The organism is Photobacterium sp. 2_MG-2023, from assembly GCF_030547675.1.
In the GTDB taxonomy this organism is placed as follows: domain Bacteria; phylum Pseudomonadota; class Gammaproteobacteria; order Enterobacterales; family Vibrionaceae; genus Photobacterium; species Photobacterium arenosum.
This window is the reverse complement of sequence record NZ_JAUOQQ010000022.1, coordinates 1-24,746: the sequence shown is the minus strand read 5'-3', so window position 1 is coordinate 24,746 and position 24,746 is coordinate 1. Positions and strand designations below refer to the sequence as shown.

At 53.7% G+C, this 24,746-nt stretch carries 26 protein-coding genes; 12 read left to right on the top strand and 14 right to left on the bottom strand.

The annotated features are described in order from the left end of the window. Positions 1-14: 14 nt before the first annotated feature. Positions 15-275 (bottom strand): acetolactate synthase 2 small subunit, encoded by a 261-nt coding sequence (ilvM, locus tag Q4491_RS16295; RefSeq protein WP_027251721.1) that lies wholly within the window; start codon positions 273-275, stop codon positions 15-17. Beyond that, positions 272-1,921: an acetolactate synthase 2 catalytic subunit gene (gene ilvG / locus Q4491_RS16290; RefSeq protein WP_303459052.1), complete on the bottom strand. Its 1,650-nt coding sequence runs from the start codon at positions 1,919-1,921 to the stop codon at positions 272-274. Before ilvG ends, ilvM begins: the two co-directional genes overlap by 4 nt. A gap of 413 nt (positions 1,922-2,334) precedes the next feature. On the opposite strand from ilvG, the gene Q4491_RS16285 reads away from it, so the two are divergent. After that, positions 2,335-3,861, top strand: coding sequence for a YifB family Mg chelatase-like AAA ATPase (locus tag Q4491_RS16285; protein ID WP_303458976.1), 1,527 nt, complete (start codon positions 2,335-2,337; stop codon positions 3,859-3,861). Positions 3,862-3,956: 95 nt separating this feature from the next. Further along, positions 3,957-4,451 carry a DUF2059 domain-containing protein gene (locus tag Q4491_RS16280; protein WP_237796190.1) on the top strand — a complete coding sequence of 165 codons (495 nt, stop codon included), beginning with the start codon at positions 3,957-3,959 and terminating at the stop codon, positions 4,449-4,451. A 429-nt stretch (positions 4,452-4,880) separates the two neighbouring features. Here the strand turns inward: Q4491_RS16280 and Q4491_RS16275 are convergent, their stop codons facing one another. From Q4491_RS16275 to Q4491_RS16260, 4 genes are all read right to left on the bottom strand, one after another. Beyond that, entirely contained in the window at positions 4,881-5,483 is a 603-nt protein-coding gene (locus Q4491_RS16275; RefSeq protein WP_192017628.1) for a thiol:disulfide interchange protein DsbA/DsbL, read from the bottom strand. Positions 5,484-5,555: 72 nt separating this feature from the next. Further along, entirely contained in the window at positions 5,556-6,545 is a 990-nt protein-coding gene (locus tag Q4491_RS16270) for a serine/threonine protein kinase (protein ID WP_192017627.1), read from the bottom strand. Between the two features lie 95 nt (positions 6,546-6,640). After that, a complete protein-coding gene (gene ccoG, locus Q4491_RS16265) occupies positions 6,641-8,071 on the bottom strand; it encodes a cytochrome c oxidase accessory protein CcoG (protein ID WP_303458970.1) in 1,431 nt (476 codons plus the stop codon). A 178-nt stretch (positions 8,072-8,249) separates the two neighbouring features. Then, complete coding sequence (locus tag Q4491_RS16260) at positions 8,250-8,516, bottom strand: YihD family protein (protein WP_237796437.1); 267 nt, start codon at positions 8,514-8,516, stop codon at positions 8,250-8,252. A 163-nt stretch (positions 8,517-8,679) separates the two neighbouring features. Here Q4491_RS16260 and Q4491_RS16255 point away from each other — a divergent pair, with 163 nt between their 5' ends. Both Q4491_RS16255 and Q4491_RS16250 read left to right on the top strand, forming a co-directional pair. Then, positions 8,680-9,474, top strand: coding sequence for a sporulation protein (locus tag Q4491_RS16255; RefSeq protein WP_303458967.1), 795 nt, complete (start codon positions 8,680-8,682; stop codon positions 9,472-9,474). A gap of 119 nt (positions 9,475-9,593) precedes the next feature. Further along, complete coding sequence (locus Q4491_RS16250) at positions 9,594-10,262, top strand: hemolysin III family protein (RefSeq protein ID WP_192017623.1); 669 nt, start codon at positions 9,594-9,596, stop codon at positions 10,260-10,262. A 20-nt stretch (positions 10,263-10,282) separates the two neighbouring features. Here the strand turns inward: Q4491_RS16250 and Q4491_RS16245 are convergent, their stop codons facing one another. From Q4491_RS16245 to def, 5 genes are all read right to left on the bottom strand, one after another. Further along, positions 10,283-11,728, bottom strand: coding sequence for a TrkH family potassium uptake protein (locus Q4491_RS16245; RefSeq protein ID WP_237796439.1), 1,446 nt, complete (start codon positions 11,726-11,728; stop codon positions 10,283-10,285). 6 nt (positions 11,729-11,734) lie between these two features. Then, on the bottom strand, positions 11,735-13,165 hold the full coding sequence (gene trkA, locus Q4491_RS16240; RefSeq protein WP_327078759.1) for a Trk system potassium transporter TrkA: 1,431 nt from the start codon (positions 13,163-13,165) through the stop codon (positions 11,735-11,737). Between the two features lie 92 nt (positions 13,166-13,257). Next, positions 13,258-14,556 carry a 16S rRNA (cytosine(967)-C(5))-methyltransferase RsmB gene (gene rsmB / locus Q4491_RS16235; RefSeq protein WP_303458959.1) on the bottom strand — a complete coding sequence of 433 codons (1,299 nt, stop codon included), beginning with the start codon at positions 14,554-14,556 and terminating at the stop codon, positions 13,258-13,260. 137 nt (positions 14,557-14,693) lie between these two features. After that, positions 14,694-15,638, bottom strand: a complete 945-nt coding sequence (gene fmt, locus Q4491_RS16230) for a methionyl-tRNA formyltransferase (RefSeq protein WP_218386702.1) — start codon at positions 15,636-15,638, stop codon at positions 14,694-14,696. 15 nt (positions 15,639-15,653) lie between these two features. Then, positions 15,654-16,163: a peptide deformylase gene (def, locus tag Q4491_RS16225; RefSeq protein ID WP_046222118.1), complete on the bottom strand. Its 510-nt coding sequence runs from the start codon at positions 16,161-16,163 to the stop codon at positions 15,654-15,656. Positions 16,164-16,427: 264 nt separating this feature from the next. Here def and Q4491_RS16220 point away from each other — a divergent pair, with 264 nt between their 5' ends. Genes Q4491_RS16220 through Q4491_RS16205 form a run of 4 tightly spaced genes read left to right on the top strand, consistent with a single transcriptional unit; the run spans position 16,428 to position 19,266 of the window. Then, positions 16,428-17,111 carry a hypothetical protein gene (locus Q4491_RS16220; RefSeq protein ID WP_303458954.1) on the top strand — a complete coding sequence of 228 codons (684 nt, stop codon included), beginning with the start codon at positions 16,428-16,430 and terminating at the stop codon, positions 17,109-17,111. Next, a complete protein-coding gene (gene dprA / locus Q4491_RS16215; protein WP_303458952.1) occupies positions 17,104-18,198 on the top strand; it encodes a DNA-processing protein DprA in 1,095 nt (364 codons plus the stop codon). The genes Q4491_RS16220 and dprA overlap by 8 nt, the downstream gene beginning before the upstream one ends. 2 nt (positions 18,199-18,200) lie before the next feature. Continuing rightward, positions 18,201-18,674: a DUF494 family protein gene (locus Q4491_RS16210; RefSeq protein WP_027251705.1), complete on the top strand. Its 474-nt coding sequence runs from the start codon at positions 18,201-18,203 to the stop codon at positions 18,672-18,674. A 31-nt stretch (positions 18,675-18,705) separates the two neighbouring features. Then, positions 18,706-19,266 carry a type I DNA topoisomerase gene (locus Q4491_RS16205; RefSeq protein WP_237796443.1) on the top strand — a complete coding sequence of 187 codons (561 nt, stop codon included), beginning with the start codon at positions 18,706-18,708 and terminating at the stop codon, positions 19,264-19,266. Positions 19,267-19,357: 91 nt separating this feature from the next. On the opposite strand, the gene Q4491_RS16200 is transcribed toward Q4491_RS16205, so the two are convergent. Both Q4491_RS16200 and purE read right to left on the bottom strand, forming a co-directional pair. Continuing rightward, positions 19,358-20,482, bottom strand: coding sequence for a 5-(carboxyamino)imidazole ribonucleotide synthase (locus Q4491_RS16200; protein WP_303458944.1), 1,125 nt, complete (start codon positions 20,480-20,482; stop codon positions 19,358-19,360). A 2-nt stretch (positions 20,483-20,484) separates the two neighbouring features. Then, positions 20,485-20,973: a 5-(carboxyamino)imidazole ribonucleotide mutase gene (gene purE / locus Q4491_RS16195; protein ID WP_027251702.1), complete on the bottom strand. Its 489-nt coding sequence runs from the start codon at positions 20,971-20,973 to the stop codon at positions 20,485-20,487. 199 nt (positions 20,974-21,172) lie between these two features. On the opposite strand from purE, the gene tsaC reads away from it, so the two are divergent. The 4 genes from tsaC to Q4491_RS16175 are packed head-to-tail and all read left to right on the top strand — an operon-like array spanning position 21,173 to position 23,808. Beyond that, on the top strand, positions 21,173-21,730 hold the full coding sequence (tsaC, locus tag Q4491_RS16190; RefSeq protein WP_192017615.1) for an L-threonylcarbamoyladenylate synthase type 1 TsaC: 558 nt from the start codon (positions 21,173-21,175) through the stop codon (positions 21,728-21,730). A 7-nt stretch (positions 21,731-21,737) separates the two neighbouring features. Further along, complete coding sequence (gene hemF / locus Q4491_RS16185; protein ID WP_192017614.1) at positions 21,738-22,640, top strand: oxygen-dependent coproporphyrinogen oxidase; 903 nt, start codon at positions 21,738-21,740, stop codon at positions 22,638-22,640. 56 nt (positions 22,641-22,696) lie between these two features. Next, positions 22,697-23,536, top strand: coding sequence for a shikimate dehydrogenase (gene aroE / locus Q4491_RS16180; protein ID WP_303458938.1), 840 nt, complete (start codon positions 22,697-22,699; stop codon positions 23,534-23,536). An 8-nt stretch (positions 23,537-23,544) separates the two neighbouring features. Continuing rightward, entirely contained in the window at positions 23,545-23,808 is a 264-nt protein-coding gene (locus Q4491_RS16175) for a DUF1488 domain-containing protein (RefSeq protein ID WP_218386682.1), read from the top strand. On the opposite strand, the gene Q4491_RS16170 is transcribed toward Q4491_RS16175, so the two are convergent. After that, complete coding sequence (locus Q4491_RS16170) at positions 23,795-24,349, bottom strand: gamma carbonic anhydrase family protein (protein WP_303458933.1); 555 nt, start codon at positions 24,347-24,349, stop codon at positions 23,795-23,797. The two genes, Q4491_RS16175 and Q4491_RS16170, sit on opposite strands and share 14 nt — an antisense overlap. Positions 24,350-24,746: the final 397 nt, after the last annotated feature.

Below are 24,746 nucleotides of genomic sequence, written 5' to 3'. Positions count from 1 at the left end.
GTGTAATCCTTTCGTTATGCGCTGATTTGTTGTTTTTGTTGTTGCTCTAAAATGGTGACGCCGTTGACATCCCACAGTTTGTCCAGCTGGTGATAGAGGGCACTGATGGGACGCTCGCTGTCTACCGTGACTTCAATGTCGACGGACTGACAATCTTCACTATGCGCCATTGAAAACTGTTTTACCATGAATCCGCGGTGGCGTGTGATTCTTAGAACACGTTCCAGTAATTCCGGACGGCTGGTGGCTTGGATAGTCAGGGTGTGCTGGGTCATACAGGTTCCTCCATCATGTCGTGGTTGGCACCACCGGGTGGAACCAGCGGCCAGACGTTATCAGCTTCAGAAATGGCAACGTGCAGCAGGTAGGCTGTCTCGCTGGCCAGCAGGGTATCCAGCGCAGGACCGACCTGATCTTTGCGCGTAATGGTCTGGCCCGGGATGCCGAAGGCACTGGCCAGGGTGACGAAATCCGGGTTATCGGACAGGTTGGTTTCGCTGTAGCGGCCATCAAAGAACAGCTCCTGCCACTGGCGCACCATGCCAAGACGCTGGTTATCCAATAGCACAATCTTTACCGGCAGGCCGAGACGGCGAATGGTGCCCAGCTCCTGCACATTCATCATGAAAGAGCCGTCGCCCGAGACCAGGACAGACTGATCGTCCGGACGGGACAGCTTGGCACCGATAGCGGCCGGCAGGCCGAAGCCCATAGTGCCCAGCCCGGCCGAGGTCAGCAGATTCTGCGGTTGTCTGTGGTTCATATGCTGGGCCACCCACATCTGGTGCTGGCCGACATCTGTGCTGATGACAGTGTTGTCATCCATTTTGTCTGACAGTTGTTTCAGCAGCAGCGGCGCGAAAATACGCTCGCCCGGATGGTCATAACGCCAGCCGTTGTCTGCCATCAGGCGGGTAACGTGTTGTTGCCAGGGCGCCAGCGCCATCGGACGGGCCAGTTGCGGCAGCACCTCATTGATATCGCAGCGCAAAGCGGCATGGGCCTGACGCAGCTTGCCCAGCTCGGCGGTATCGATATCCAGATGGACCACTTTGGCATGAGGCGCGAAGGTATCCAGTTTGCCGGTCACCCTGTCGTCGAAACGGGCACCGACCGCAATCAGCAAATCGGCTTCCTGTACCGCCAGGTTGGCGGCTTTGGTGCCGTGCATCCCCAGCATGCCCAGGTGGTACGGGTAGTTTTTCTCAACACAGCCCAGCCCTTTCAGGGTCGACACTGCCGGCATGTGCGTGATGTCGAGAAACGCGCGCACACTGGCGACGGCATCTGCCAGCTGTACACCGCCACCGACATAAAGAATAGGACGCTGGCTGTCGGCAATAAGCTGCTGAGCCAGAGCAAACTGTGCAGGGTCGGTTTCGGGTAACGCAGGTAATTCATGCAGTGGGGCAAGCGGGTGTTCGATGGCGGCGACTTGTACGTCTTTGGCGATATCCACCAGCACAGGGCCAGGGCGGCCGCTCAGTGCCACTTCAAAGGCCTCGCTCAGTACGGCGGGCAGTTCTGCCGGGTCTGTTACCAGAAAACTGTGCTTGGTGCACGACAGTGACATCCCCAGGACATCGACTTCCTGAAACGCGTCAGTGCCTATCATAGGGCTGGCGACCTGACCTGTGATAGCCACTAACGGGATGGAATCCAGCATGGCGTCGGCCAGTCCGGTGATCAGATTGGTGGCACCCGGCCCTGAGGTGGCCAGGCAAACCCCTATCCCTTTGCTGGCTCTGGCATAGCCGATAGCGGCGATGGCAGCCCCCTGTTCGTGGCGGCACAGCACGTGCTTGACGCCGCCATCGTACAAGGCATCGTAAATTGGCATGATGGCACCGCCCGGATATCCGAAGACTGTGCTCACCCCCTGTTGTTTCAAGGCTTCTACTACTAACTCTGCGCCTGTCATCATGGCTCCCTGTTTCTTGATGACCTCTGCCAGTGCTGCGGTTTATTGGAATAGTGCAGTCTTCTGGCATCAGGTATGAAAAAAGCCCCCGGACCTTTCGGTGCGGGGGCTTTTTTAGCGTGTGTTTGCGTATGTGCTATTTTACGCCTGCCAGCCCCCGTCGCGGTGAGATAATCACCACGATGACGTTAATAATGAGGACCAGTAGGTTGACGTTTAATAGCATTGGCTTGTCTGTCCAAAATTCTTGTTTATATGTTGTGCGTCCTTAGTCTTAACACAGACATTCGTCGCATGACAAGAAATTTGTTGTGGTTATTTTCAATCCGCCTTGGATATCTTACGTACATTATGCTGATAAAACGTGTTTATCCAGTGATATGGCAGTTAATTAATTTATTGAGAGGTTGAAAATGACGTTGGCGATAGTTCACAGCAGGGCTTGTGTCGGGGTGGATGCGCCGGCGGTTACGATAGAGGTTCACCTCAGTAATGGCCTGCCGGCGGTCAATCTGGTGGGGTTACCTGAAACCACAGTGAAGGAGGCCAGAGACAGAGTCAGAAGCGCGATAGTGAATGCTAATTTCGAGTTTCCGTCGCGCCGGATCACTGTCAATCTGGCCCCGGCCGATCTGCCCAAAGAGGGCGGGCGCTTTGACTTGCCCATCGCGCTGGGCATTTTGGCCGCATCCGGCCAGATCCCCGACACTAAGCTGCACGATCATGAATTTTTGGGCGAACTGGCCCTGTCTGGCGAGTTACGTTCCATCAAGGGCGCGCTGCCGGCGGCGCTGGCGGCCAAGCAGAAGAATCGCTGCCTGGTGCTGCCCTATGCCAATGGCGATCAGGCGGCGCTGGTGGGCAGAGAGATACACAAATCAGCGGCCAGCTTACTGGCCGTGTGTGCCTACCTGTGTGGTCAGGAAGCGTTGTCGCTGCATTGTCGCGCGCCCGGTCAGGCAGTGCCGATGGTCAATGGCCGCGACATGCAGGACATCATAGGCCAGCAGCAGGGCAAAAGGGCGCTGGAGATCGCCGCGGCAGGCGGTCACAATTTGCTGTTTGTCGGCCCGCCCGGCACCGGCAAGACCATGCTGGCCTCACGGTTGTGCGATTTGCTGCCTGAGATGGATGTCGAGGAAGCGCTGGAAACGGCCGCTATCACCTCCCTGACCGCGCAGTCACTCCATGCCGGCAACTGGCGCAACCGTCCGTTTCGCGCCCCGCATCATTCCAGCTCGATGGCAGCGCTGGTGGGCGGCGGCTCCATCCCCCGCCCCGGTGAAATTTCGCTGGCCCATAACGGGATTCTGTTCTTAGATGAAATGCCGGAGTTTGAGCGAAAAGTGCTGGATTCTTTACGGGAACCGCTGGAATCTGGCGAGATCGTGATTTCCCGTGCCACCAGCAAAACCACCTTTCCGGCGCGGTTTCAGCTGATTGGCGCCCTCAATCCCAGCCCGACCGGTTACTACGAAGGCAGCCAGACCCGTACCAATCCGCAGGCCATACTGCGTTATCTGGGGCGTTTGTCCGGCCCGTTGCTGGACAGGTTTGATATGTCGATTGAGATCCCCGCCCTGCCCCGTGGCACCCTGGCACAGGGCGGCGACAGAGGGGAAAACACAGGGGTGATCAAAGAGCGGGTGAAGGAAGCTCGGGGCCGGATGCACAGCCGCGGCGGCAAGATCAACGCTCTGCTCGGTACCCGTGAACTGGACCAGCACTGTGCGCTGACCAAAGCCGACGCCGAGTTTCTCGAAACCGCCCTGCACCAGCTCGGCCTGTCAATCCGCGCCTATCACCGCATCATCAAAGTCGCCCGCACCATCGCCGATCTGGCCGGCAAACCCGAGATCGAACGGGTCCATCTGGCCGAAGCCTTAGGCTACCGCGCCATGGACCGGCTGCTGAAGCAGATCACCAGTCAGGTGGTGTGACTATCAGGGAGAGAATTAACGCTGTGTAAAACAGACTAATTATGGTTAAATTTATATGGTTTTGATTTCATATTGGTATTGATTTGATGAAGTACGTGTTTGTATGGGTTGTTCTTTTTTTTCCTTTTTCCACATTGGCGGATGATGCTGCTCATATCAGATCTGCTGAAAAGTTAGTTGATGTGCTGAATATTAATGAATCAATAGATGTAACAGTGGAAGGTCTCAGATCTGTAGCCTTAAGCCAATATGCACAGTTTATTGATGTTGATAATGAAGATGAAGCATCGTTAGCGGTTAGTTATAGTTATATGCATAAGCAAGTTTTATCCGAGTTTTATCATTCAAAAAAAGTAATGAACTTAATTGTTACGCTTTATAAGGAAGCATTTACAAAAGAGGAACTGGATGAGATTTTTGATTTTTATATGTCCTCTACGGGTAAAAAACTAATCCAAGAACTACCTCGGATACAACAAAAGATGCAGCCAGTGATGATTTCTGAAGTGAAACAACTTCAGCCAGTAACGGATGACCTTATGATCGAGTTTAAGAAAGAATTACAAAGAATGAGAGACAGTAACCGTTAATGCTGTGATAAAAACCACTGAGGTTATAAAGGATATTGGCGTGGATGATTTATAGAGAGAAGAGATCGAAACTAAAAGATCACCCATTTTCAATAGCAGAAGGCCGGAAAAAACTCCATCGTTTTCTACGTTTTACGCTGATGAATATTGCATTTGCGATTGATGGCGTTTTGATCACAATTTTTATCAATATGATCCCTAGCTTATTTTATTTTGATATTGATGCCCCTGTCATGAATATGACAAATAAATGGTTGGTTATTGGTCTTATTTTTCTGATAGGTTTGGGGTTTGTTTTCTTGATTTATTATTCTTTGCGAACCTGTGACTGGCTCTGCAAAAAAATCAGGATCTAGTGGTTGTTTATTTTGATGATGCATCAAGATACAAAAAAGGGCCTTTCGGCCCTTTTTCACAAAGAAAACACACTTACTGCTTGAGCAGGAAGTTGATCAGCTCGAAGTATTCATCAGCGGATTTCACTTTGTCGGTTTTCACCAGGTATTTGTTGTTGACCACCACGGCTGGGACACCGGTCAGGCCGCTGTCGCGGAAACCTTTGTTGAAACGGTTGACCATAGAGTTGACGGCGAAGCTGTTGAAGGCGCCGTCGAAGTCTTCGGCTTTCACGCCGTTATCCAGAAAGATCTGGCGCAGCTCTTCATCGTTGCGCGGCGGTTTGTTCGCCTGATGGATCTGGCTGAACAGTACCGGGATCATTTTGTCATCAATACCCAGGGTGACCGAGGTCGCGTAAGCCTTGCTCATGGAGGTGCCCATGTTGCCGCCCATGAAGGAGACATGGCTTTTCTGGAACTTGGCGTTGTCCGGGATTTTGGTTTTCAGCTGTTGGATCAGCGGTTCAAAGTTAAAGCAGTGCGGGCAGTAAAACGAGAAAAATTCGTTCACAACCGGTGTGGATGATTTTGGCAGTTCCAGCACCTGATAGTAATCGCCTTCGCTAAACTTGGCGGCATGCGCGGAAAAAGAAAGCAGCGCTGCTGTTGCCAGCGCAAAAAGTGTTTTAAACATGTAAGGGTTCTCCCTGAAAAATCAATACAATACCTTTTACAGGTACGGCTGTTCGGATTCAAGTCAGACTGATTACCATTGCGGCATCAGCTGCAGTGGCGGCTCTTCAAGGGCAGCCAGTTGTTCTTTAATGGCCAGTACCTGACCTTCCCAGTATTTTGCATCAGCAAACCAGGGGAATGCACGCGGGAAAGCCGGATCCTGCCAGCGTTTTGCTAGCCATGCCATGTAATGCACCAATCTAAGACCACGTAATGGTTCAATAAGTTGCAATTCACGCGGATCAAAATCGGCAAATTCGCCATACGCTTCCAGCAGGGTATCCAACTGCATCAGCTGATCCTGGCGGCTGCCGTTTAACAGCATCCATAGATCCTGCACCGCCGGGCCGTTTCGCGCATCGTCTAAGTCGACAAACAGTGGGCCGTCGCGCCACAGTATGTTGCCCGGATGGCAGTCACCGTGAATACGTTGCGACTGCCAGTCGCTGTGCCAGCGTTCGCTCAATAAGGCGATAAGGCGGTCCAGATCGCCGAAAAAAGCCGATTCCAGATGCGTCGGGATAAACCCGGACTGCTCCAGAACGAGCCGGGGCTGAACCAGATATTCTTCCAGGCCGATGGTCGGTCTGTGGCTGAACAGGGTGCGCTGACCGACTTTGTGGATGCGGCCCAGGAAGCGGCCGACCTGCTCAAGCTGGTCTGCATTATCGACTTCAAACTGGCGGCCGCCGACGCTGGGAAACAGCGCGAAACGGTGGTGTTCATAGTGGTGCAGGGTTTGGCCGTTCATGACCAGGGGCGCTGCCAGCGGAATTTCCTGCGCAGCCAGCTCGGCGGCGAAGTCATGTTCTTCCTGGATCTGGGCGTCACTCCATCGCTGCGGACGGTAGAATTTGGCGACGTAGCGGCGGCCGTCATCACTGCTGAACTGGTAGACCCGGTTTTCATAACTGTTGAGGGGCAACAGTCCCGATGAGGCATAGATACCCGTGCTCTCCAGCGCATTGAGCAGTAAGTCCGGTGTCAGATCAGCAAAGCTGAAATCATCAAGTGCTGTCATAGTGGTACAGCCATGGTTATAAATGTCGCATCAGTATACAGCATAATGAAAAAGGGCCGTAATCGGCCCTTTATTTCCTGATTGGCGTGAGGTGGCTATCGTAACTCGCCGATAAAGCGGCTGTCGGTCACCAGACGATTTGTTTCCTCGCTGCCCTGATGTTCCATGATAAACCGGATATCGACAATTGGTCGTTCCAGCTCATAAGGGTCAACACCCAGGCTTATCGGCAGGGTAAATACTTCACCGGCATTGACATTAACCTGCTGAGGGCCATACCACTGGGCATTGTCCAGACCTTCAACCTGCAGCTGATAAGTGGCATCCTGCTGGGTTTTATTGAGAATTTTCAGGGTGTAGGTATTCTCGACCAGCCCTTCGGTATTGATACGGAACAGCTGGTTACGGTCGCGGATCACATCCAGCCCCATCGGCTGTACGGAAACCACCAGATAGGCCATCAGGCCGAACATCGCCAGCATCACAGCGCCGTAGCCGATCAGTTTTGGCCGCATGACATGGGTTTTCTTGCCTTCCAGCTTGTGCTCTGTGGTGTAAGTGATCAGATCGCGCGGGTAGCCCATTTTGTCCATCGTTTGGTTACAGGCATCCACACAGGCACCGCAGTTAATGCACTCATACTGCAGGCCATCCCGGATATCGATCCCGGTCGGGCAAACCTGCACGCAGAGGTTACAGTCGATACAGTCACCCAGCCCCTGCGCTTTATGATCGGTTTTGCGTGAGCGCGGGCCGCGTTTTTCGCCTCGGGCAGCATCATAGCCGACGATATAGGTGTCTTTGTCGAACATGGCTGACTGGAATCTGGCATATGGACACATGTGAATACAGACGATTGAACGCATCCAGCCAGCGTTGCCATAGGTGCAGAAGGTGAAGAACAGCACCCAGAACACGGCCAGGAAGCTGGCACTGAAGGTGAAGAAGCCGGGGACTAATTCACGGATAGGCAGGAAATAGCCGACGAAGGTCAGGCCGCTGATCAGGGCAACCAGCAGCCAGGCAATGTGCTTGAGTGTTTTACGCACGACAAGATCGGCGGTCAGTGCCTTGTTGTCCCGAGAGCGGCGCTTGTTGGCCGGCCCTTCCAGTTTTTCCTCAAACCAGATGTAAATGAAGGTCCAGACCGTTTGCGGGCACATATAACCACACCAGACCCGGCCGAGGAAGGTAGTGACAAAAAACAGCGCAAAGGCTGCGACCATCAGCAGGCTGGCCAGTAACATCAGATCCTGAGGCCAGAAAGTGGTACCAAAAATGTTGAACTGCTGGCGGCCGATATCAAGCAAAATTGCTTGCCTGCCATTATAGGTGATCCACGGCAGTATCAGGAACAGGCCCATCATTAACCACCCCATACGCTGGCGCAGCTGCTGATAGACTCCTTTCATGGCCCGCACATAAATACGGTTACTCGGGTTGAAGCGGTCGTCGCCGCCTTTATGGGTCTTAGGATTGTACTCTTTGGGAGTGACGTCCTTAATTTTGATTCTCTCTTGATTCATGGCATTGCATTCCTTGGGCATAGCCAGTCTGTACGCTGGCAGATGTGCCCGGGTGCATCGCCTGGGCAATCATAAATTCAGGTGCTATTGGCCCTGATAGTAATAAGCTCGGATTATACATTATCTAACTGGTTGAATATTCTACCTCGCTCAAATAATGCGCTTAAGGTTTTTGGGGTTATTTGATGATCCCTCTGGCTTGGAGTATGGCGGTTTTGAAATCTGGCTCGCAGTCTTTCGCCAGGCCAGGAATCATGGCCTCTCGCTTTTCCTGCCGCATTTTCAGCTGATAAATCAACATATCATCGCTCACATCGATCAGTGATCCTTGGAAGCCGGCTTCGTTTGCCAGCTGTGCCATGATCTCTGCCAGGTTTAAATCCGGGAAATGCTGCCAATAAGGCTTGAGTAGTGCCAGCAGTTCAGCAATGCGGTGCTCAGCCATTATCTGGCTCCTTTTCTTAAGCTTACTTTTAGTGGGGATTATACCAGACGGTTTTGCCTGAACCCAAACGCTGTCAGTTTCAGTACATGCCTTGCTCAACCAGAATTGGCTATATAAACTGGTTTCATACTTCGTTACGGATGAATACGGACAAGGAGCCATTATGTCGCTTTTTCATAAAACACTGGCCAGTTTCGGTTTGGGTGGTGCCAGAGTTGATACAGTATTGGAAACCGAAGTGCTGATCCCGGGTCAGGCTCTGCCCGTTCGTATTGAGGTCAAAGGCGGCAAAGTTGCGCAGGCGGTGGATAATGTGCATTTGTATCTGTGCTGCAGCTTTGAAGATGAGCAGGCTGTCAGCCGGGGTGACAGCGAACGGCGGATGGAAAAAATCACCCGAACACATACTCTGGCACAGTGGCATTTGCCGCAGGCCTTTACGCTGGCTGCCGGTGAAGATCGCCAGTTTGACTGCCGGTTTGAATTGCCGCTCAACACCCCAATCACTATCGGCTATTCGGGTGTGTGGCTGGAAACGCACCTGGATGTGCCATCGGCCTTGGATCCCAAAGATAAAGACTCCCTGACCGTGCGGCCTGATCCTTTGCTTGACGGTGTGTTTACTGCCCTTGAGCAAGCAGGACTGCGTATATTACAGGTGGAATGTGAAGCGGTGCGCGGTTTTGATCTGCCCTTTGTACAGGTGTTTGAGTTTGTACCTGTTTCTGGCCCTTTTCATGGCCGTTGGCGTGAACTGGAGTTGATCACTCAGCGTGAAGATGACTGCCTGAAGCTGTGGTTCTCGATTGATCGTCGTCAGCGCGGGGTGGGTGGATTGCTGTCGGGCCTGCTCGGCAGCAGTGAGCTCAAACGCCAGTTGCGTTTGCCGTTGGAGCTGTCTCCGTCAGAAGCCGGGGAGCGGGTGATAAGGTATCTGGAGCAGGTCGACGATCTCTGAGTCACGCACCATGAATACAGCTAACTGTGCTGTCACGGCGGTGCCATAAAATTCAGCTTACACGTGTAAGCTAAACTGTGCCATACTGCTGGAAAGTTCAAAGACAACGGATAGCATTGATGGGCAAGCAACAAAAAATGGCGTACTCGGTAGCTGAGGAAATCGCCAACAGCCTCAGTCACGGCGCCGGGATGATTTTCGGCATAGTCGCTCTGGTGATGCTGCTGATGCGGGCAGTGGAAGTGAATGCCGATGCGCTCAGTGTGGCCAGCCTGAGCATTTATGGCGCCAGCATCATTTTACTGTATCTCGCCTCCACCCTGTATCACGCTATTCCGTTTGAGCGGGCAAAGCGCGTTCTGAAAACCTTAGATCACTGTGCGATCTACCTGCTGATAGCCGGCACTTACACCCCTTTCCTGTTGATTACCCTGCGGACGCCGCTGGCGGTGACGCTGATGGCCGTGATCTGGGCGGTAGCCTTGCTGGGGATCATGTTCAAAGTGGTGTTTATCTATCACTTCAAGCGTTTATCTCTGGTGATCTATCTGGCGATGGGATGGTTGTCTCTGGTGGCTGTGTATCCGCTGGCGATGGCCATGTCGGCGGCCGGACTGATATGGCTGGCCGTAGGCGGTGTGGTGTATTCCCTTGGCGTGGTGTTCTACGTTAATCAGCGGATTCCCTACAATCACGCCATCTGGCATCTGTTTGTGCTGGGCGGCACGGTCTGCCATTTTCTGGCTATTTACTGGTATGTGGCGCCAACGGCCGGGCTGCCGGGTTAGACCCGGCAATGTGCAACGGGTCAGTTTTTCCAGAAAGCCGGGAATGCCAGTACCAGTACCGTCAGGATCTCTAATCGACCCATCAGCATGCCGAGGCTGAGGATCCATTTGGCGGCATCCGGCAGGGAGGCGAAATTACCTGTCGGGCCAATAATAGTGCCCATGCCCGGCCCCACATTGGCCACGGCTGTGACTGAGCCGCTGATACTGGTGATCGGATCTAATCCCAGCATCGCCAGTAATGCGGCAATAATGATGATGGTCATAATAAAGGTCAGGGCGAAGGCCACCACAGAGCGGACAATCGCATCTGTGACCGGTCTTTGATTATACCGCTGAATAAACACCCCTGACGGGTGGATCAGCTGCATCAGCTGTTTGCGCAGCAAGGCGATGGCAACCTGAAAACGGAACACTTTGAAGCCGCCGGCAGTCGATCCTGAGCAGCCGCCGACCAGCATCATGAAGGCAAATACCACGGTCGGAAATGCGCCCCAGGCGGTAAAATCTTCCAGCCCGAACCCTGTCGTGGTGATCACGGAAACGATATTGAACATCGCTACCCGAATGGCATGACTGAAATCATACCCATTTTGCCAGCACAGCCAGAGCGCGACCATCAGGCTGACTATCAGGACAGTGACCGTGTACCCCCGGACCTGCGCGTCCCGCAGCAATGAAGCCGGCTGCTTTTTGCGCAGCACCTGCACAAAGAGCAGAAACGGCAACCCGCCGGCAAACATAAACACAACGGCTATCCAGTGCGCTGCCGGTGAGAAGTGGTTCATCGAGCCGTCTGAGGTGGAATAACCACCGGTTGATAAGGTGGTGAAAGCATGGTTGACCGCATCGAAGGTGTTCATGCCCGCTGCCATATAGCCGAGAATACACAGCCCTGTCAGACTGAGATAGACGGTCACTATGTTGGAGGCTACGTTTTTGGTACGCGGGGAACTTTTCTCCGACCAGTCCGAAGACTCGGTCTGGAACAAGCGCATTCCGCCAACGTTCAGCATTGGCAAAATAGCCACCCCCATCACGATAAAGCCGATCCCGCCCAGCCATTGTAAGGTGGAACGCCACAGCAGAATGCTGGGGGCCATGTCATCGAGCCCGCTCAGTACCGTTGACCCTGTCGTGGTGATGCCCGACATGGTTTCGAAATAGGCGTCGGTAAAACTGATGTGGTTAATCAGCATAAAGGGCAGCGCGGCAAACGCACTGGCGACAGTCCAGACCAGAGTGGTCAGCAGGAACATGTCCCTGACCCCGAGCTTGAAATCTGTGACTTTGCCGAAGGTCAGGCAAGCAAATGCCACGATATGGGTAATGATGACTGCGGTTGCAAAATCAATGAAACCGCCCGAACCGGTCAAAAATGCCAGAATGGTGGGCAGGTACATAAAGAGGGCGATCTTGGACAAGACCAGCCCTATGACAAAGATGATCGGACGAAGATTAACCATAGCTGCTCAGAGGAAGAATGGACTGGGCTGGAACAGACGTTCTACATCCGGGATGTACTTCTTGTCGACCAGGAACATGACCACGTGGTCGTCCTGTTCAATCACGGTACGGTCATGAGCAATCAGTACTTCTTCACCGCGCACTATGGCGCCAATAGTGGTGCCCGGCGGCAGCTTGATATCCCCTATGGCTTTGCCAACCACTTTCGAGGTGCTGGCATCGCCGTGCGCTATGGCCTCAATCGCTTCTGCCGCTCCGCGCCTCAGCGAGGAAACGTTGACGATATCGGCTTTACGCACATGGGTCAGCAAGGCAGAAATCGTGGCCTGCTGCGGCGAAATCGCAATATCGATGGTGCCGCCCTGCACCAGATCGACGTAAGCGCCGCGCTGGATTAGCACCATCACCTTCTTGGCACCCATGCGTTTGGCCAGCATGGCCGACATGATATTGGCTTCGTCATCGTTGGTGACGGCGATGAAGACGTCTATCTGCTCGATATGCTCTTCGCTCAGCAGTTCCTGATCAGAGGCATCACCACAGAAGACTATGGTGTTGGTCAGCATTTCCGATAAGCTTTCCGCCCGCTGCGGGTTGTGCTCAATCAGCTTCACGCTGTAGCTGTTCTCCAGCCTTTTCGCCAGACCGGCACCTATGTTACCGCCCCCGACTATCATCAGCCGCTTGTAGGGTTTTTCCAGTCGCTGCAGCTCACTCATCACTGAACGGATATGGTTGCTGGCGGCGACAAAAAATACTTCATCATCGGCTTCGATAATGGTGGTCCCCTGCGGACGGATAGGCCGGCCCTGACGGAAAATTGCCGCGACACGGGTATCGACGTGCGGCATGTGCTCACGCAGTGCGGACAGTGCATTACCGACCAGTGGGCCGCCGTAATAGGCTTTTACCGCCACCAGCCCGACTTTATTATCGGCAAAGCCCACCACCTGCAGCGCCCCCGGATAGGCAATCAGGCGTTCGATATAACCTGTCACCAATTCTTCCGGTGCAATCAGGTGATCGACCGGCACTGCGTCGGTATGGAACAGCTGATGTTTTTCTTTGAGGTATTCCGGTGAACGGATACGGGCCACCCGGTTCGGGGTATTGAACAGAGAAAAGGCGATTTGACAGGCAATCATGTTGGTTTCGTCAGAATTGGTGACTGCGACCAGCATGTCTGCGTCCTGCGCGCCGGCATCCCTGAGGGTGCGGGGATGGCTGGCATACCCCTGCACTACCCGCAAATCGTATTTGTCCTGCAATTCGCGCAAGCGTTCAGGGTTGGAGTCGACAATAGTGATGTCATTGTTCTCGCCAACCAGGTTTTCTGCCAGCGTACCGCCGACCTGGCCTGCGCCAAGAATGATAATTTTCATAGCTGATGCCTGATGAGTGTTCTCAGATCCTTGCTGTTTGTCGTTAGGGTACACTGAGTTGGCGAGAGAAGCAGCAATTTCAACCCGTTTGCACAAAGACTTAACCTTGCTTTGCGGAATACGCAGGGACTTCTCTCACCACGGGATCAGACCGTCAGGCGTTTCTCCAGCACCGCGTAATAGAAGCCGTCCATGTCCTCTTCACCTGGCAGGATTTGGCGCCCTGGCGCATCAGGGGTGCCGTTCTCTGTCCCTTCGGCCAGCACAGCGTCTGGCGTGCGCGACAGGAAGGCTTTCACTTGCTCGCGGTTTTCCTGCGGCAGGATGGAGCAGGTAGCGTACACCAGCGTGCCGCCCGGTTTCAGCTGTTGCCACATGGCATCCAGAATTTCTGCCTGCAGGGTCGCCAGTGCCGCAATATCGTCGGCGCGGCGCAGCCATTTGATGTCCGGATGGCGGCGGATCACCCCGGTTGCCGAACACGGTGCGTCGAGCAAAATCCGGTCAAAGGCACTGCCCTGCCACCATTGCTGCGGGTAACGGGCATCGGCGCACAATACTTCTGCGTCCAGTTGCAAGCGCTGCAGGTTGTCTTTGATTCTCAGCAGGCGCTGCTCATCACAGTCGATGGCGACGACACTGGCGCCCGGTTCGTGCTCCAGAATATGGGCGGTTTTGCCGCCCGGCGCGGCGCAGCAGTCAAGGATCAGCTCGCCGGCCTGTGGCTTGAGGTAATCGACCGCCAGCTGTGCGGCGGCATCCTGCACTGATACCCAGCCATCGGCAAAACCCGGCAGCAGCTGAACATCGCAGGCGCGCTCCAGTTTCAGCGCATCGCCGGCCTGTGGATGTACAGTCGCTCTGATGTCTGTGCCGTCCAGCAGGGCCAGGTACTGATCCCGGCTGTGGTGACGGCGATTCACCCGCAGCCACATCGGGGCTTTGGTGTTGTTGGCGGCGGTTACAGCGTCCAGTTGCGTCGGGTAGTGCTCGCGCAACAGCTTGAGTAACCAGCCTGGATGGCCGTATTTACCGGCATCATGGCTCATCGCTTGCTGATCCAGCTCTTCTTGCTGACGCTGATAGTTACGCAAAATAGCGTTGATCAGGCCACGCAGCTGAGGCTTTTTCAGTGTCTTGGTTGCATCGACTGTCTCGGCCACGGCGGCATGCGCTGGTATGCGCATATACCCGAGCTGGTACAGACCGACCAGGATCAAATGATGAAACACACGTTGTTTGCCCTTCAGCGGCTTGTCCATCAAGGATTGAGTGACAGATTCCAGGCGCGGCAGCCAGCGCAGCACGCCGTAGCAGATTTCCTGCAGCAGGGCGTGGTCACGGGGTTTGATACCCTGTTGCGCCGCCGGCAGAGCAGTAGCAAGCGATTGGCCCTGATCCACCACCTGATAGATCACCTCGGCCGCAGCAGCTCTTACATTCATGATTGAATTCCTGACTAGATGAGCTTATGACAGTTTACTGACTGCCATGGTTGCCGCGTGAGCGGCGAATGAAAAAGCCAGCGCAACAGCAAATCTGCTGTTCACTGGCTAAAAAACGTTTGCAGGGGCACGGCTGTTTACAGCACGGCACCCGGGGTAAACCACTCGCGGCGTGAGTTCAGCAGATCCTGAGCTGCCATGGCTTTCTTGCCCGGCGGTTGCAGTTGTACCAGACGCAACGCGCCTTTTGCGGTGGCAACCACTATGCCATGTTTGTCGGCTGACAAAATGGTGCCGGGCGCCTGGCCCTGGTTATCGGCTTCCACTTCGGCCTGCCAGACTTTGACGTTTTGCTCTGCCACGGTAAAAAAGCTCATCGGCCATGGATTGAAGGCGCGAACACAGCGCTCAATCGTTTCGGCGTCCATGGTCCAGTCGATTTTCGCTTCTTCTTTGCTGAGTTTTTCTGCGTAATTGGCACGCTCGTCATTTTGTTTTTCCGCCACGGCACGGCCTGCGGCGATATCGTCCAGGCAGCTCAGCAGGGTGTCCGGTCCCAGTTCGGCCAGTTTGTCGTACAGGCTGGCGCTGGTATCTGTTGCGGCAATCGGCAGTGAGGCGATTTTCAGCATGTCGCCGGTATCCAGACCTTCATCCATCTGCATGATGGTGACACCGGTTTCGGCATCCCCCGCCCAGATAGAGCGCTGGATCGGCGCTGCTCCCCGCCAGCGCGGCAGAATCGAGCCATGGACATTAATACAGCCCAGACGCGGGGTATCCAGTACCACTTTGGGCAGGATCAGGCCGTAGGCCACCACTACCATGAGGTCGGCATTCAGGGCGGCCAGTTCCTGCTGGGCGGTTTCATCGCGCAGGGTTTTCGGCTGGTAAACCGGGATATGCTGTTCCAGCGCCAGGTGTTTGACCGGGCTGGCGGTGAGTTTCTTACCGCGACCGGCAGGCTGATCCTGACGGGTGTAAACGGCTATAACCTCGTGCTGTGAAGATAATAACGCCGCCAGATGACGGGCGGCGAAATCAGGCGTACCAGCAAATACGATACGTAAAGGTTGGCTCAAGATAACCTCGGCTTCTTAGACTTGCTCTTGGTAGCGCTTCATTTTTTCCAGCTTTTTCTGGATACGCTGGCGCTTGAGAGGTGACAGGTAATCAACGAAAAGTTTACCGGCCAGATGGTCCAGCTCGTGCTGTACACAGATAGCCAGCAGATCGTCGGCTTCAAAAGTGTATTCCTTGCCGTCACGGTCCAGTGCGCGCACTGTGACTTCCGCGGCGCGGGGAACCAGCGCACGGGCGCCAGGTACCGACAGGCAACCTTCTTCGATGCCGTCTTCGCCGCGTTTTTCCAGGATTTCCGGGTTGATCAGCACCATGGGCTGGTTGCGTTCTTCCGAGATATCAATGACAACGATTCGCTGATGAATATCAACCTGTGTGGCCGCCAGGCCGATACCATCTTCGTCATACATAGTGTCCAGCATGTCATCGACGATTTTCTGGATTTCAGGCGTGACCGCTTCGACTGGCTTGGCGACAGTACGCAGGCGATCATCAGGGAAAGTTAACACGTTTAAAACAGACATAGATTCCCGTAAATATTGACGTATAAAAAAGGACAATAGCTTATTTGCTCTAATTCTAGTCATTTTCATCATCAAAGAACAGCTTTCGACGCCTTTGTCTGCCGGACAACCGGCTGTGATACCGGCCGTCAGTACCATTACCGGTACGATGAAACCCGAATCTGAAAGCGAGAATTCTGCCGCAAAGATCCAATCATCAAATAGTAACAGACGTCTTTGCCTGACAAGCTGCAGTATGAGTGTAGCGAGAAGGGATTATTGACGATGCGTATGTGTGTATGGCTGAGTGTGTTGTGGCTGTCGACGCTAACGCCGGCCGTTGCCGGATTCGGGTTGCCGGGGCGTTTAGTAACCGCCGAGCAACTGGGATTAGCCCCGAGAGTGATACCTGTGATGAACGGGCGTCAATACCTGACCCACGAAAATGAACTTCTGGTCAAAGAAGTGCTCGAGAATGGCAGTACCTGGCATATCTATCGTCCGACGCGGGCATTCAGCACGACTGAACCTTCCTATCATTCCGCCGCCGATGTGTGGGGTATGCTGCCGGTGGCCAGCGTCACAGTGGTGACCAATGATGATCAGGGCAGCCGGCTGGCCGTTACCGCAGGGATGCAGGAAATCCGCCCGGGTGATCGCCTGCTCAGGCCCACGACTCCCCATTCAGCCGAGCAGTCCGATGTCCCTCCGAAGGCTGTCAGAGTGCTGGGAGGTTTGCAGGACCACCATTATATGCAGGACTGGCTGGTGCTGGATCACGGCGCGGAGCACGGTCTGGAGCCCGGTCAGCGCTGGCGGATTGAGCATCAATTGCTGGGACAGCGGCTGGTGGCCGATGTGGAAATTGGCGACACCCTTGACCAATTCAGCCTCGCCCAGGTCATTAGCAGTCAGGGTCCGATAAAAATCGGCGATATCGCTAAACGCATTGATCGCGAACATGAGTGACAGGGAAGACTGGCTGGCACTGGCGGCAGTGCCCGGCTTGGGCGGACAGCGGATCCAGCAATTGTTAGAGCAGGCCACAGTGACTGAGATTCGCAAAATGCCCGAATCGTACCTGATGGCAATGGGGCTCAAAGGGTCACAAATCTCCCTGTTGCGCCAGCCGGACAGCAAGCGCTTGCAAGAAGCTCTGCGCTGGTGCGAGCAGGATAATCAACAACTATTAGTATTAAGTGACCCGGCTTATCCTCGCTTGCTCAAGGAAATCAGCTCACCGCCGCCTGTCCTTTTTATTCGTGGAGAACCACATTGGCTCTGTGAACCGCAACTGGCGATTGTCGGCAGTCGGCATGCCAGTCTTGACGGCCGTGAGGCGGCACGGGAGTTTGCCGCAGCTATGGTGGCAGCGGATTATGTGGTGACCAGTGGCCTGGCGCTGGGGGTCGATGGTCATGCCCATGACAGCGCACTGAAAAATGGCGGTGCGACTGTGGCGGTGCTGGGCTCTGGCCTGGGACGCATCTACCCCGCGGCCCATCGGGAACTGGCGGGTCTGATTGCGGAGCAGGGAGCCCTGGTCTCCGAGTTCTGGCCGTCAGAACCCCCCAGACCGCAGCATTTTCCCCGCCGCAACCGCATTATCAGCGGACTGTCCGTCGGCGTTCTCGTGGTGGAGGCCGCACTCAAGAGCGGCTCGCTTATCACAGCACGCTATGCGCTGGAGCAAGATCGCGATGTGTTTGCACTCCCCGGCTCTATTTATGCACCAGGCAGCAAAGGCTGTAACGCGCTGATCAAATCCGGTGCTAAACTGGTGGAAAGCCCGGTCGACATCTTTGAGGAGGTTGGCGCACTCACCCACTGCGCAAAAAGTAGTCAAATGAGCGTATCGCTGCCACATCCTGAAAATGAGCAATTGCCATTTAATGCGGTGTTGGCTAACGTAGGCAATGAAGCAACACCCGTAGATGTGGTTGCTGAACGTTGTGATCAACCTGTCCATGAAGTAATGACGCAATTGCTGGAGTTAGAATTGCAAGGGGTTATCACTTCAGTGCCCGGTGGCTATATCAGATCGAGGAGGGGCTAGTCATGATGGATATACTCATGTACCTGTTTGAAACCTATATTCACAGTGACGCTGAATTAATGGTAGATCAGGACGAACTGTCCGAAGAATTGCTACGCGCAGGATTTCACCAAGAAGATATTTATAAGGCTCTGAACTGGCTAGAGAAACTTGCAGCGCTGCAAGATACCGACCACACCCCTTATATGAACACCAGTGCGGTAACCTCGATCCGTGTTTATACACAGGATGAGATGAATCGTCTGGACGTTACTTGTCGTGGTTTTCTGACTTATCTGGAACAGATCCATGTACTGAGTTCTGACACTCGGGAGATGGTGATAGACAGAGTTATGGAGCTGGAAACGACAGAATTTATACTCGATGATCTGAAGTGGATTATCCTGATGGTGCTGTTTAATGCGCCAGGCAATGAAAGTGCTTACAGCCAGATGGAAGAACTGCTTTATGGTGCAGAGGACGGCTATCTTCATTAATTGCGACATAACAGAAGCGAAGGCCTGAGGTATGGCCAGTAAAATTAACCCTGAGCTGTTTTCCCACCAGGTTCACCAAGAGACGCCCTGCCCTCAATGCGGGGCGGCTCTGTTAATGCGCCATGGAAAACACGGTCCCTTTTTAGGTTGCAGCGCCTATCCGGCCTGCGATTACATCAAACCGCTGCATCAGAATGATGGTCATATAGTTAAAGAGCTGGGCGTACCTTGCCCCGAGTGTCAGCATGAGCTGGTCCTGCGCCAGGGACGCTACGGTATGTTCATCGGCTGCAGCAATTACCCAGAATGTCACCATATAGAAACGCAAAATGCGCCACCTGCAGAACCGCAACAGCATACTTGGTTATGTCCTGAATGCGGCACTGGCCATCTGGTGAAGCGTAACAGTCGTTACGGCAAGGTGTTTTATGGCTGTGATTGCTATCCCAAGTGTAAATTTGCCGTCAATGCGCAGCCCGTTGCCGGAGAATGTGAAGCCTGTGGCTATCCGTTGCTGGTACAAAAAAAGCTCGCCAACGGTGAGAAACACCAGTGTGCTAACCGTAAGTGCCAGCATATCCAGTCGTCCTGATCTGGCGGCCTTTCCTTTGGAACAGCGGCTGTTAAGTCTGGATGACTCGTTGAAAGGACGCAGACAGCTCATGCCGCCTGCGTATCAAGGTTTAGTTGCGGTATTGCTGCAGGGCCGGGAAAGTGTGAGGGTTTAAGATCTCTGCCAGCGAAGCAAGGCGCGATTCCAGCAGGCTGTTGTTGTCGGCGCAGACATTGATATGCCCCATCTTGCGCCCCGCGCGTTTTTCCTTGCCATACCAGTGAATATGGCAGCCCGCCATGGCCAGCAGGTCTTCAGGCAGGGTGTCTTCCCCCAGAATATTGATCATAGCAGTGTGACGAATCAAATCCGTGCTGCCCAGTGGCAAGCCGCACACCGCCCGTAAATGGTTTTCGAACTGACAGGTTTCCGCGCCCTGCTGGGTCCAGTGTCCTGAATTGTGCACCCGGGGAGCAATTTCATTCACCAGCAGATGGCCTTGTACATCAAAGAACTCCAGCGCCAGTACGCCGACATAATCCAGACTGTCCGCAACTGCGGTGAACATCTCTTTGGCTTGTTGTTGCAGCTCAGGGCAATGGATCGCGGTAGACAGGCTCAGTACACCATCGGTGTGCACATTTTCTGCTAACGGATAGACAGCAATGTCCCCGTTTTTGCCACGGACACCCACTAAAGAGACTTCGCGATCAAAAGGCACGAACTGTTCAGCCACAATAGCCTGAGTCGGGGTGGAGGCGATGCATTGTGCCATTTCCGGCCAGATAAGATCAGCATCGGCGGAATCTTTCAGCCGCCACTGGCCTTTGCCGTCGTAGCCGCCCAGGGCACTTTTCAGCACCATAGGGACACCGACATGTGCAATGGCGGTGTTTAAGTCGTCGCGGCTTTGAATCACAGTGTATCGGGCATTTTTTACGCCGGCCTTATCCAGCAAGGCTTTCTCAATGCGTCGATCACCACCGGCTTTGATCGCCGCTGTCGCCGGCAGGAACTTTCCGCTTTTCTCGCAAGTATCCAGGATATCATGCGGGATATGCTCGAACTCTGCGGTGATGACGTCGCACTGGGCAATCGCGCTATCCAGTCCGTGGCCGAGCACAGTTTGCGTCAGCGGGTGCATTATGTTTTCGCTGTTTACGTCGTAGGCGATAACATCAATATTTAACGGGGCACCAGCCAGTGACATCATGCGGGCCAGCTGCCCGGCACCTAAAACCAGAACCTTTTTCATTATCATGCGTCCTCAGACGGATCTGGCTGGCTCAGCACTGTGTCAGTCTGCTCTTTGCGGAAGGCATCTATCGCTGCCATCACGCCGGCATCCTGAGTGCCTATGATTTGTGCTGCCAGTAAACCGGCATTGGCCGCGCCCGCTTCACCAATGGCCAGTGTTCCTACCGCAACACCTTTTGGCATCTGAACAATCGACAGCAGCGAGTCCATGCCTTTCAGCGCACGTGACTGCACAGGTACGCCAAGCACCGGCAGGCTGGTGAAAGCGGCGGTCATGCCCGGAAGGTGGGCGGCACCGCCAGCCCCTGCAATAATCACTGAAATGCCGCGCTGGTGAGCGGTTTCGGCGTATTCGGCCAACAGGTGCGGAGTCCGGTGTGCGGAAACAACTCTGGTTTCGTAGGCAATATTGAAGCGATCCAGCATCTCAGCTGCATGTTGCATGGTTGGCCAGTCAGATTTTGAGCCCATGATAATACCGACTTTCATCCCGAACTCCTTAGGGTTATGTTAATCAGGCAAGAGGGTTTGCCGCGCATTATACGGAGATTTTTCCTTAAGGAAAACGTTTGCGTCGCGGTCTGGGGCGTAATTGATGCAGTTCGCTGAGATTGAGTTAAAATAACGACCCAGAGAATAACAGCCGTCGCCAGCGGGTCTGGTGCGGTATCAAGCCATTGAGGACAGTGTGGATAATTTAAGCCAAGTGGTCACCGCGTTACAGCAAGGTGAAGTGATAGCCTATCCGACAGAAGCCGTCTTTGGGGTGGGCTGCGATCCCGATAATCCGGAAGCGGTTGCCAGGCTGCTGGCTCTGAAGCAACGGCCGATAGAAAAAGGGCTTATTTTGATCGCAGCCGATTATGCCCAGCTGGCGCCCTATATAGATGACAGCCAGCTTACCGATGAGCAGAAAGCGCGCATATTGGCCACCTGGCCGGGTCCGGTGACCTGGGTCATGCCAACCAAACCCCAGGTACCGGCCTTTCTGACCGGGCAATTCACCACCATTGCGGTTCGGGTGACGGACCATCCGCTGGTGCAGCAGCTGTGCCGTGAATTTGGTAAACCGCTGACCTCGACCAGTGCGAATCTGACTGGCGAACCGCCTTGCCGGACAGTTGATGAGGTGGTATCCCAGTTGGGCGATCACCTGAGTACCATCCTGCACGGTGAAACGGGCGGCCGTGACAATCCGTCTGAAATTCGCGATGCTGCCACAGGGCACATTTTTCGACAGGGATAACTTACGCATGCAAGACGTTAACAAACACGCCGTGAAGGCGTTCTTACTGGAGCTGCAAGATACCATCTGCCGGGCACTTGAAGCGCAGGATGGTCAGGCCAGCTTTGTCGAAGACAGCTGGGAAAGAGAAGAAGGTGGTGGCGGCCGCAGCCGTGTGTTGCGTGATGGTGCTGTTTTTGAGCAGGGCGGCGTCAATTTCTCCCATGTTTTTGGCGCCCAGATGCCGGCTTCGGCAACGGCTCACCGGCCTGAACTGGCAGGACGCCGCTTTGAGGCGATGGGAGTTTCTCTGGTGATCCATCCCAAGAATCCCTATATCCCGACGTCTCATGCCAATGTCCGCTTCTTCATTGCCGAAAAAGAGGGCGAAGATCCGGTCTGGTGGTTTGGCGGCGGCTTTGACCTCACTCCCTTTTATCCGTTTGACGAAGACTGCCGTCACTGGCATCAGGTGGCCAAAAACATATGTGCGCCTTTCGGCGATACTGTCTATGCCGATCATAAAGCCTGGTGTGATAAATACTTCTTTCTGCCACATCGTCAGGAAACCCGAGGTGTCGGCGGCTTATTCTTTGATGATCTCAATCAGTGGGGATTTGAAAAGTCCTTTGCTTATATGCAGTCGGTGGGTATGGGTTTTCTGGATGCTTATCTGCCTATAGTGGACAAACGCTGCCCTACCCCTTACGGTGAGCGTGAACGTCAATTCCAGCTATATCGCCGTGGCCGTTATGTCGAATTTAACCTGGTGTATGACCGTGGTACCTTATTCGGCCTGCAAAGTGGTGGGCGCACTGAGTCTATTTTGATGTCTATGCCTCCTCTGGCACGGTGGGAGTATTGCTTTCAGCCAGAGCCAGATTCACAGGAAGCCCGCTTGTGCGATTACCTGACTCCCCGAGACTGGTAGTCCGGCGCCGGTGAATATTAAGTAAGTGATTAAGTGATAAGGAAGACACAGCAGCCATGAATCAGGCCAAGGATAAATATGTCGTATTCGGTAACCCGATTGCTCAGAGCAAGTCACCGTTGATTCATACCCTGTTTGCGCGTCAAACAGCACAAGACATGGTGTATGAAGCCCGGCTGGCACCTGTGGAGGGTTTTCAGGCTGCCGCGGATCAGTTTTTCTCTGCCGGAGGGCGTGGTTGTAATATTACTGTGCCTTTTAAAGAGCTGGCTTTTACCTATGCCACACAACTGACAGAACGGGCGCAATTGGCCGGCGCCGTGAATACGCTGAAGAAACTGGATGATGGCGGTATTCTCGGGGATAACACGGATGGTGAAGGTCTGGTGCAGGATTTACTGCGAAATCAGGTTGCAATCCAGGGGAAGCGCATCCTTCTTATAGGAGCAGGAGGTGCGGCGCGTGGTGTCATTTTGCCTTTGCTGGCACAGGCCCCTGCCAATCTGGTGATTACCAACCGAACCTTTACCAAAGCAGAAGAATTGGCCGCCATGTTTGCCGCTTATGGCGAGGTTGCGGGTATGGCATTGGGTGATCTGGCTGATGCGCCGCATTTCGATGTGATCATCAATTCGACCTCTGCCAGCCTGAGCCAGTCGCTGCCGGGGGTTCCTTCTTCCCTTATTCATCCTGAAGTAGTGTGCTACGACATGGTTTATGGCCAGGAGCAAACGACATTTAATCAGTGGGCAGAGACATTAGGAGCCCGTCAGGTGATTGATGGCTTGGGTATGCTGGTGGGTCAGGCTGCTGAGAGCTTTATGCTGTGGCGAGGCATGCGGCCTGGTACAGAACAGGTACTGCGTGAATTACGTCGTACTTTACAGGCAAAGTAGAGAATTCTATGAATCAAGATATTTTATTTGCCGACTTGCAGAGCTGGGACAGTGAGCGCCAGGCGGTGTGTTTCCCTGCACAGCAGGCCGGAGCGTTAATTCGTTGCTGGGTCAGGTTGGACTGGTTAGAAAAGAAAGCCGATATGGCACTGACTGACGAGGCGGCCATTTTAGCCGCCTTTGCCGAGTACCGTTTTGATCTTGAAGAGCTCGCCGAATCTTCGATTGACGAAGAAAACTTCAATCAAGACGGCGAAATCATGATTGGCTGATCTTATTCTCTTCCAGATACTCGTCTTTTAGTCGGACATAGTTATCGGCTGATTGCGGAAGAAATGCTAATTCAGCATCGGTTAATGGCCTCGCCTGTTTGGCGGGGCTGCCGACATACAAATAACCGCTTTGCAATACCTTGCCTGGCGGCACTAAAGTCCCTGCCCCGATAATCACATCATCTTCGATCACTGCCCCATCAAGAAGAATAGCGCCCATCCCTATCAGGATCCGGTTACCCACCCTGCAGCCATGGAGCATAGCTTTGTGGCCAATTGTCACATCATCGCCAATAATAAGAGGATGGCCATCAGGGTTGCTGTTGCTTCTTCGGGTGACGTGCAAGACAGTCCCATCCTGTACGTTGGTACGCTCTCCTATCTTGATATGGTTTACGTCACCCCGTGCTGCCACCAATGGCCAGATACTGCTGTGGTCGGCCAAGTGAATATCTCCTACCAGTACGGCTGATGGGTCGATATAGACTTCTTCGCCTATTGTGGGAGTGATTCCTTTATATGACCGGAGTGAGTTTTGCATCTGGTTACCTCGATTATCTGGAGCAGGATTACTGAGTCTCGGAACTTCTCCGGTGTTTATACCACCAAAACCACAGGGGGTTGTGTGAATCTTGGTCGCTTGGGCGAAAATGACAAAATTATTTCAACTTAGCTATTGCCAACGTGATCGAACTCTCTATAATGCCGCCTCACTGACACGGCAGAGCAGCAAAACTGAAACGCTAGGCAGTGTAAGCGGTTAGAAAAACAAATTGAAAAAAGTGTTTGACACTTCACTTCGATTGGTTAGAATGGCCGCCCGTTTCGAGAGATTAATCACAAAGATTTATATCGAAACAAGCTCTTTAACAATTTGACCATGCAATCTGTGTGGGCACTCGACAATGATACAGTCATAAAAGATTTATCAGTGAACT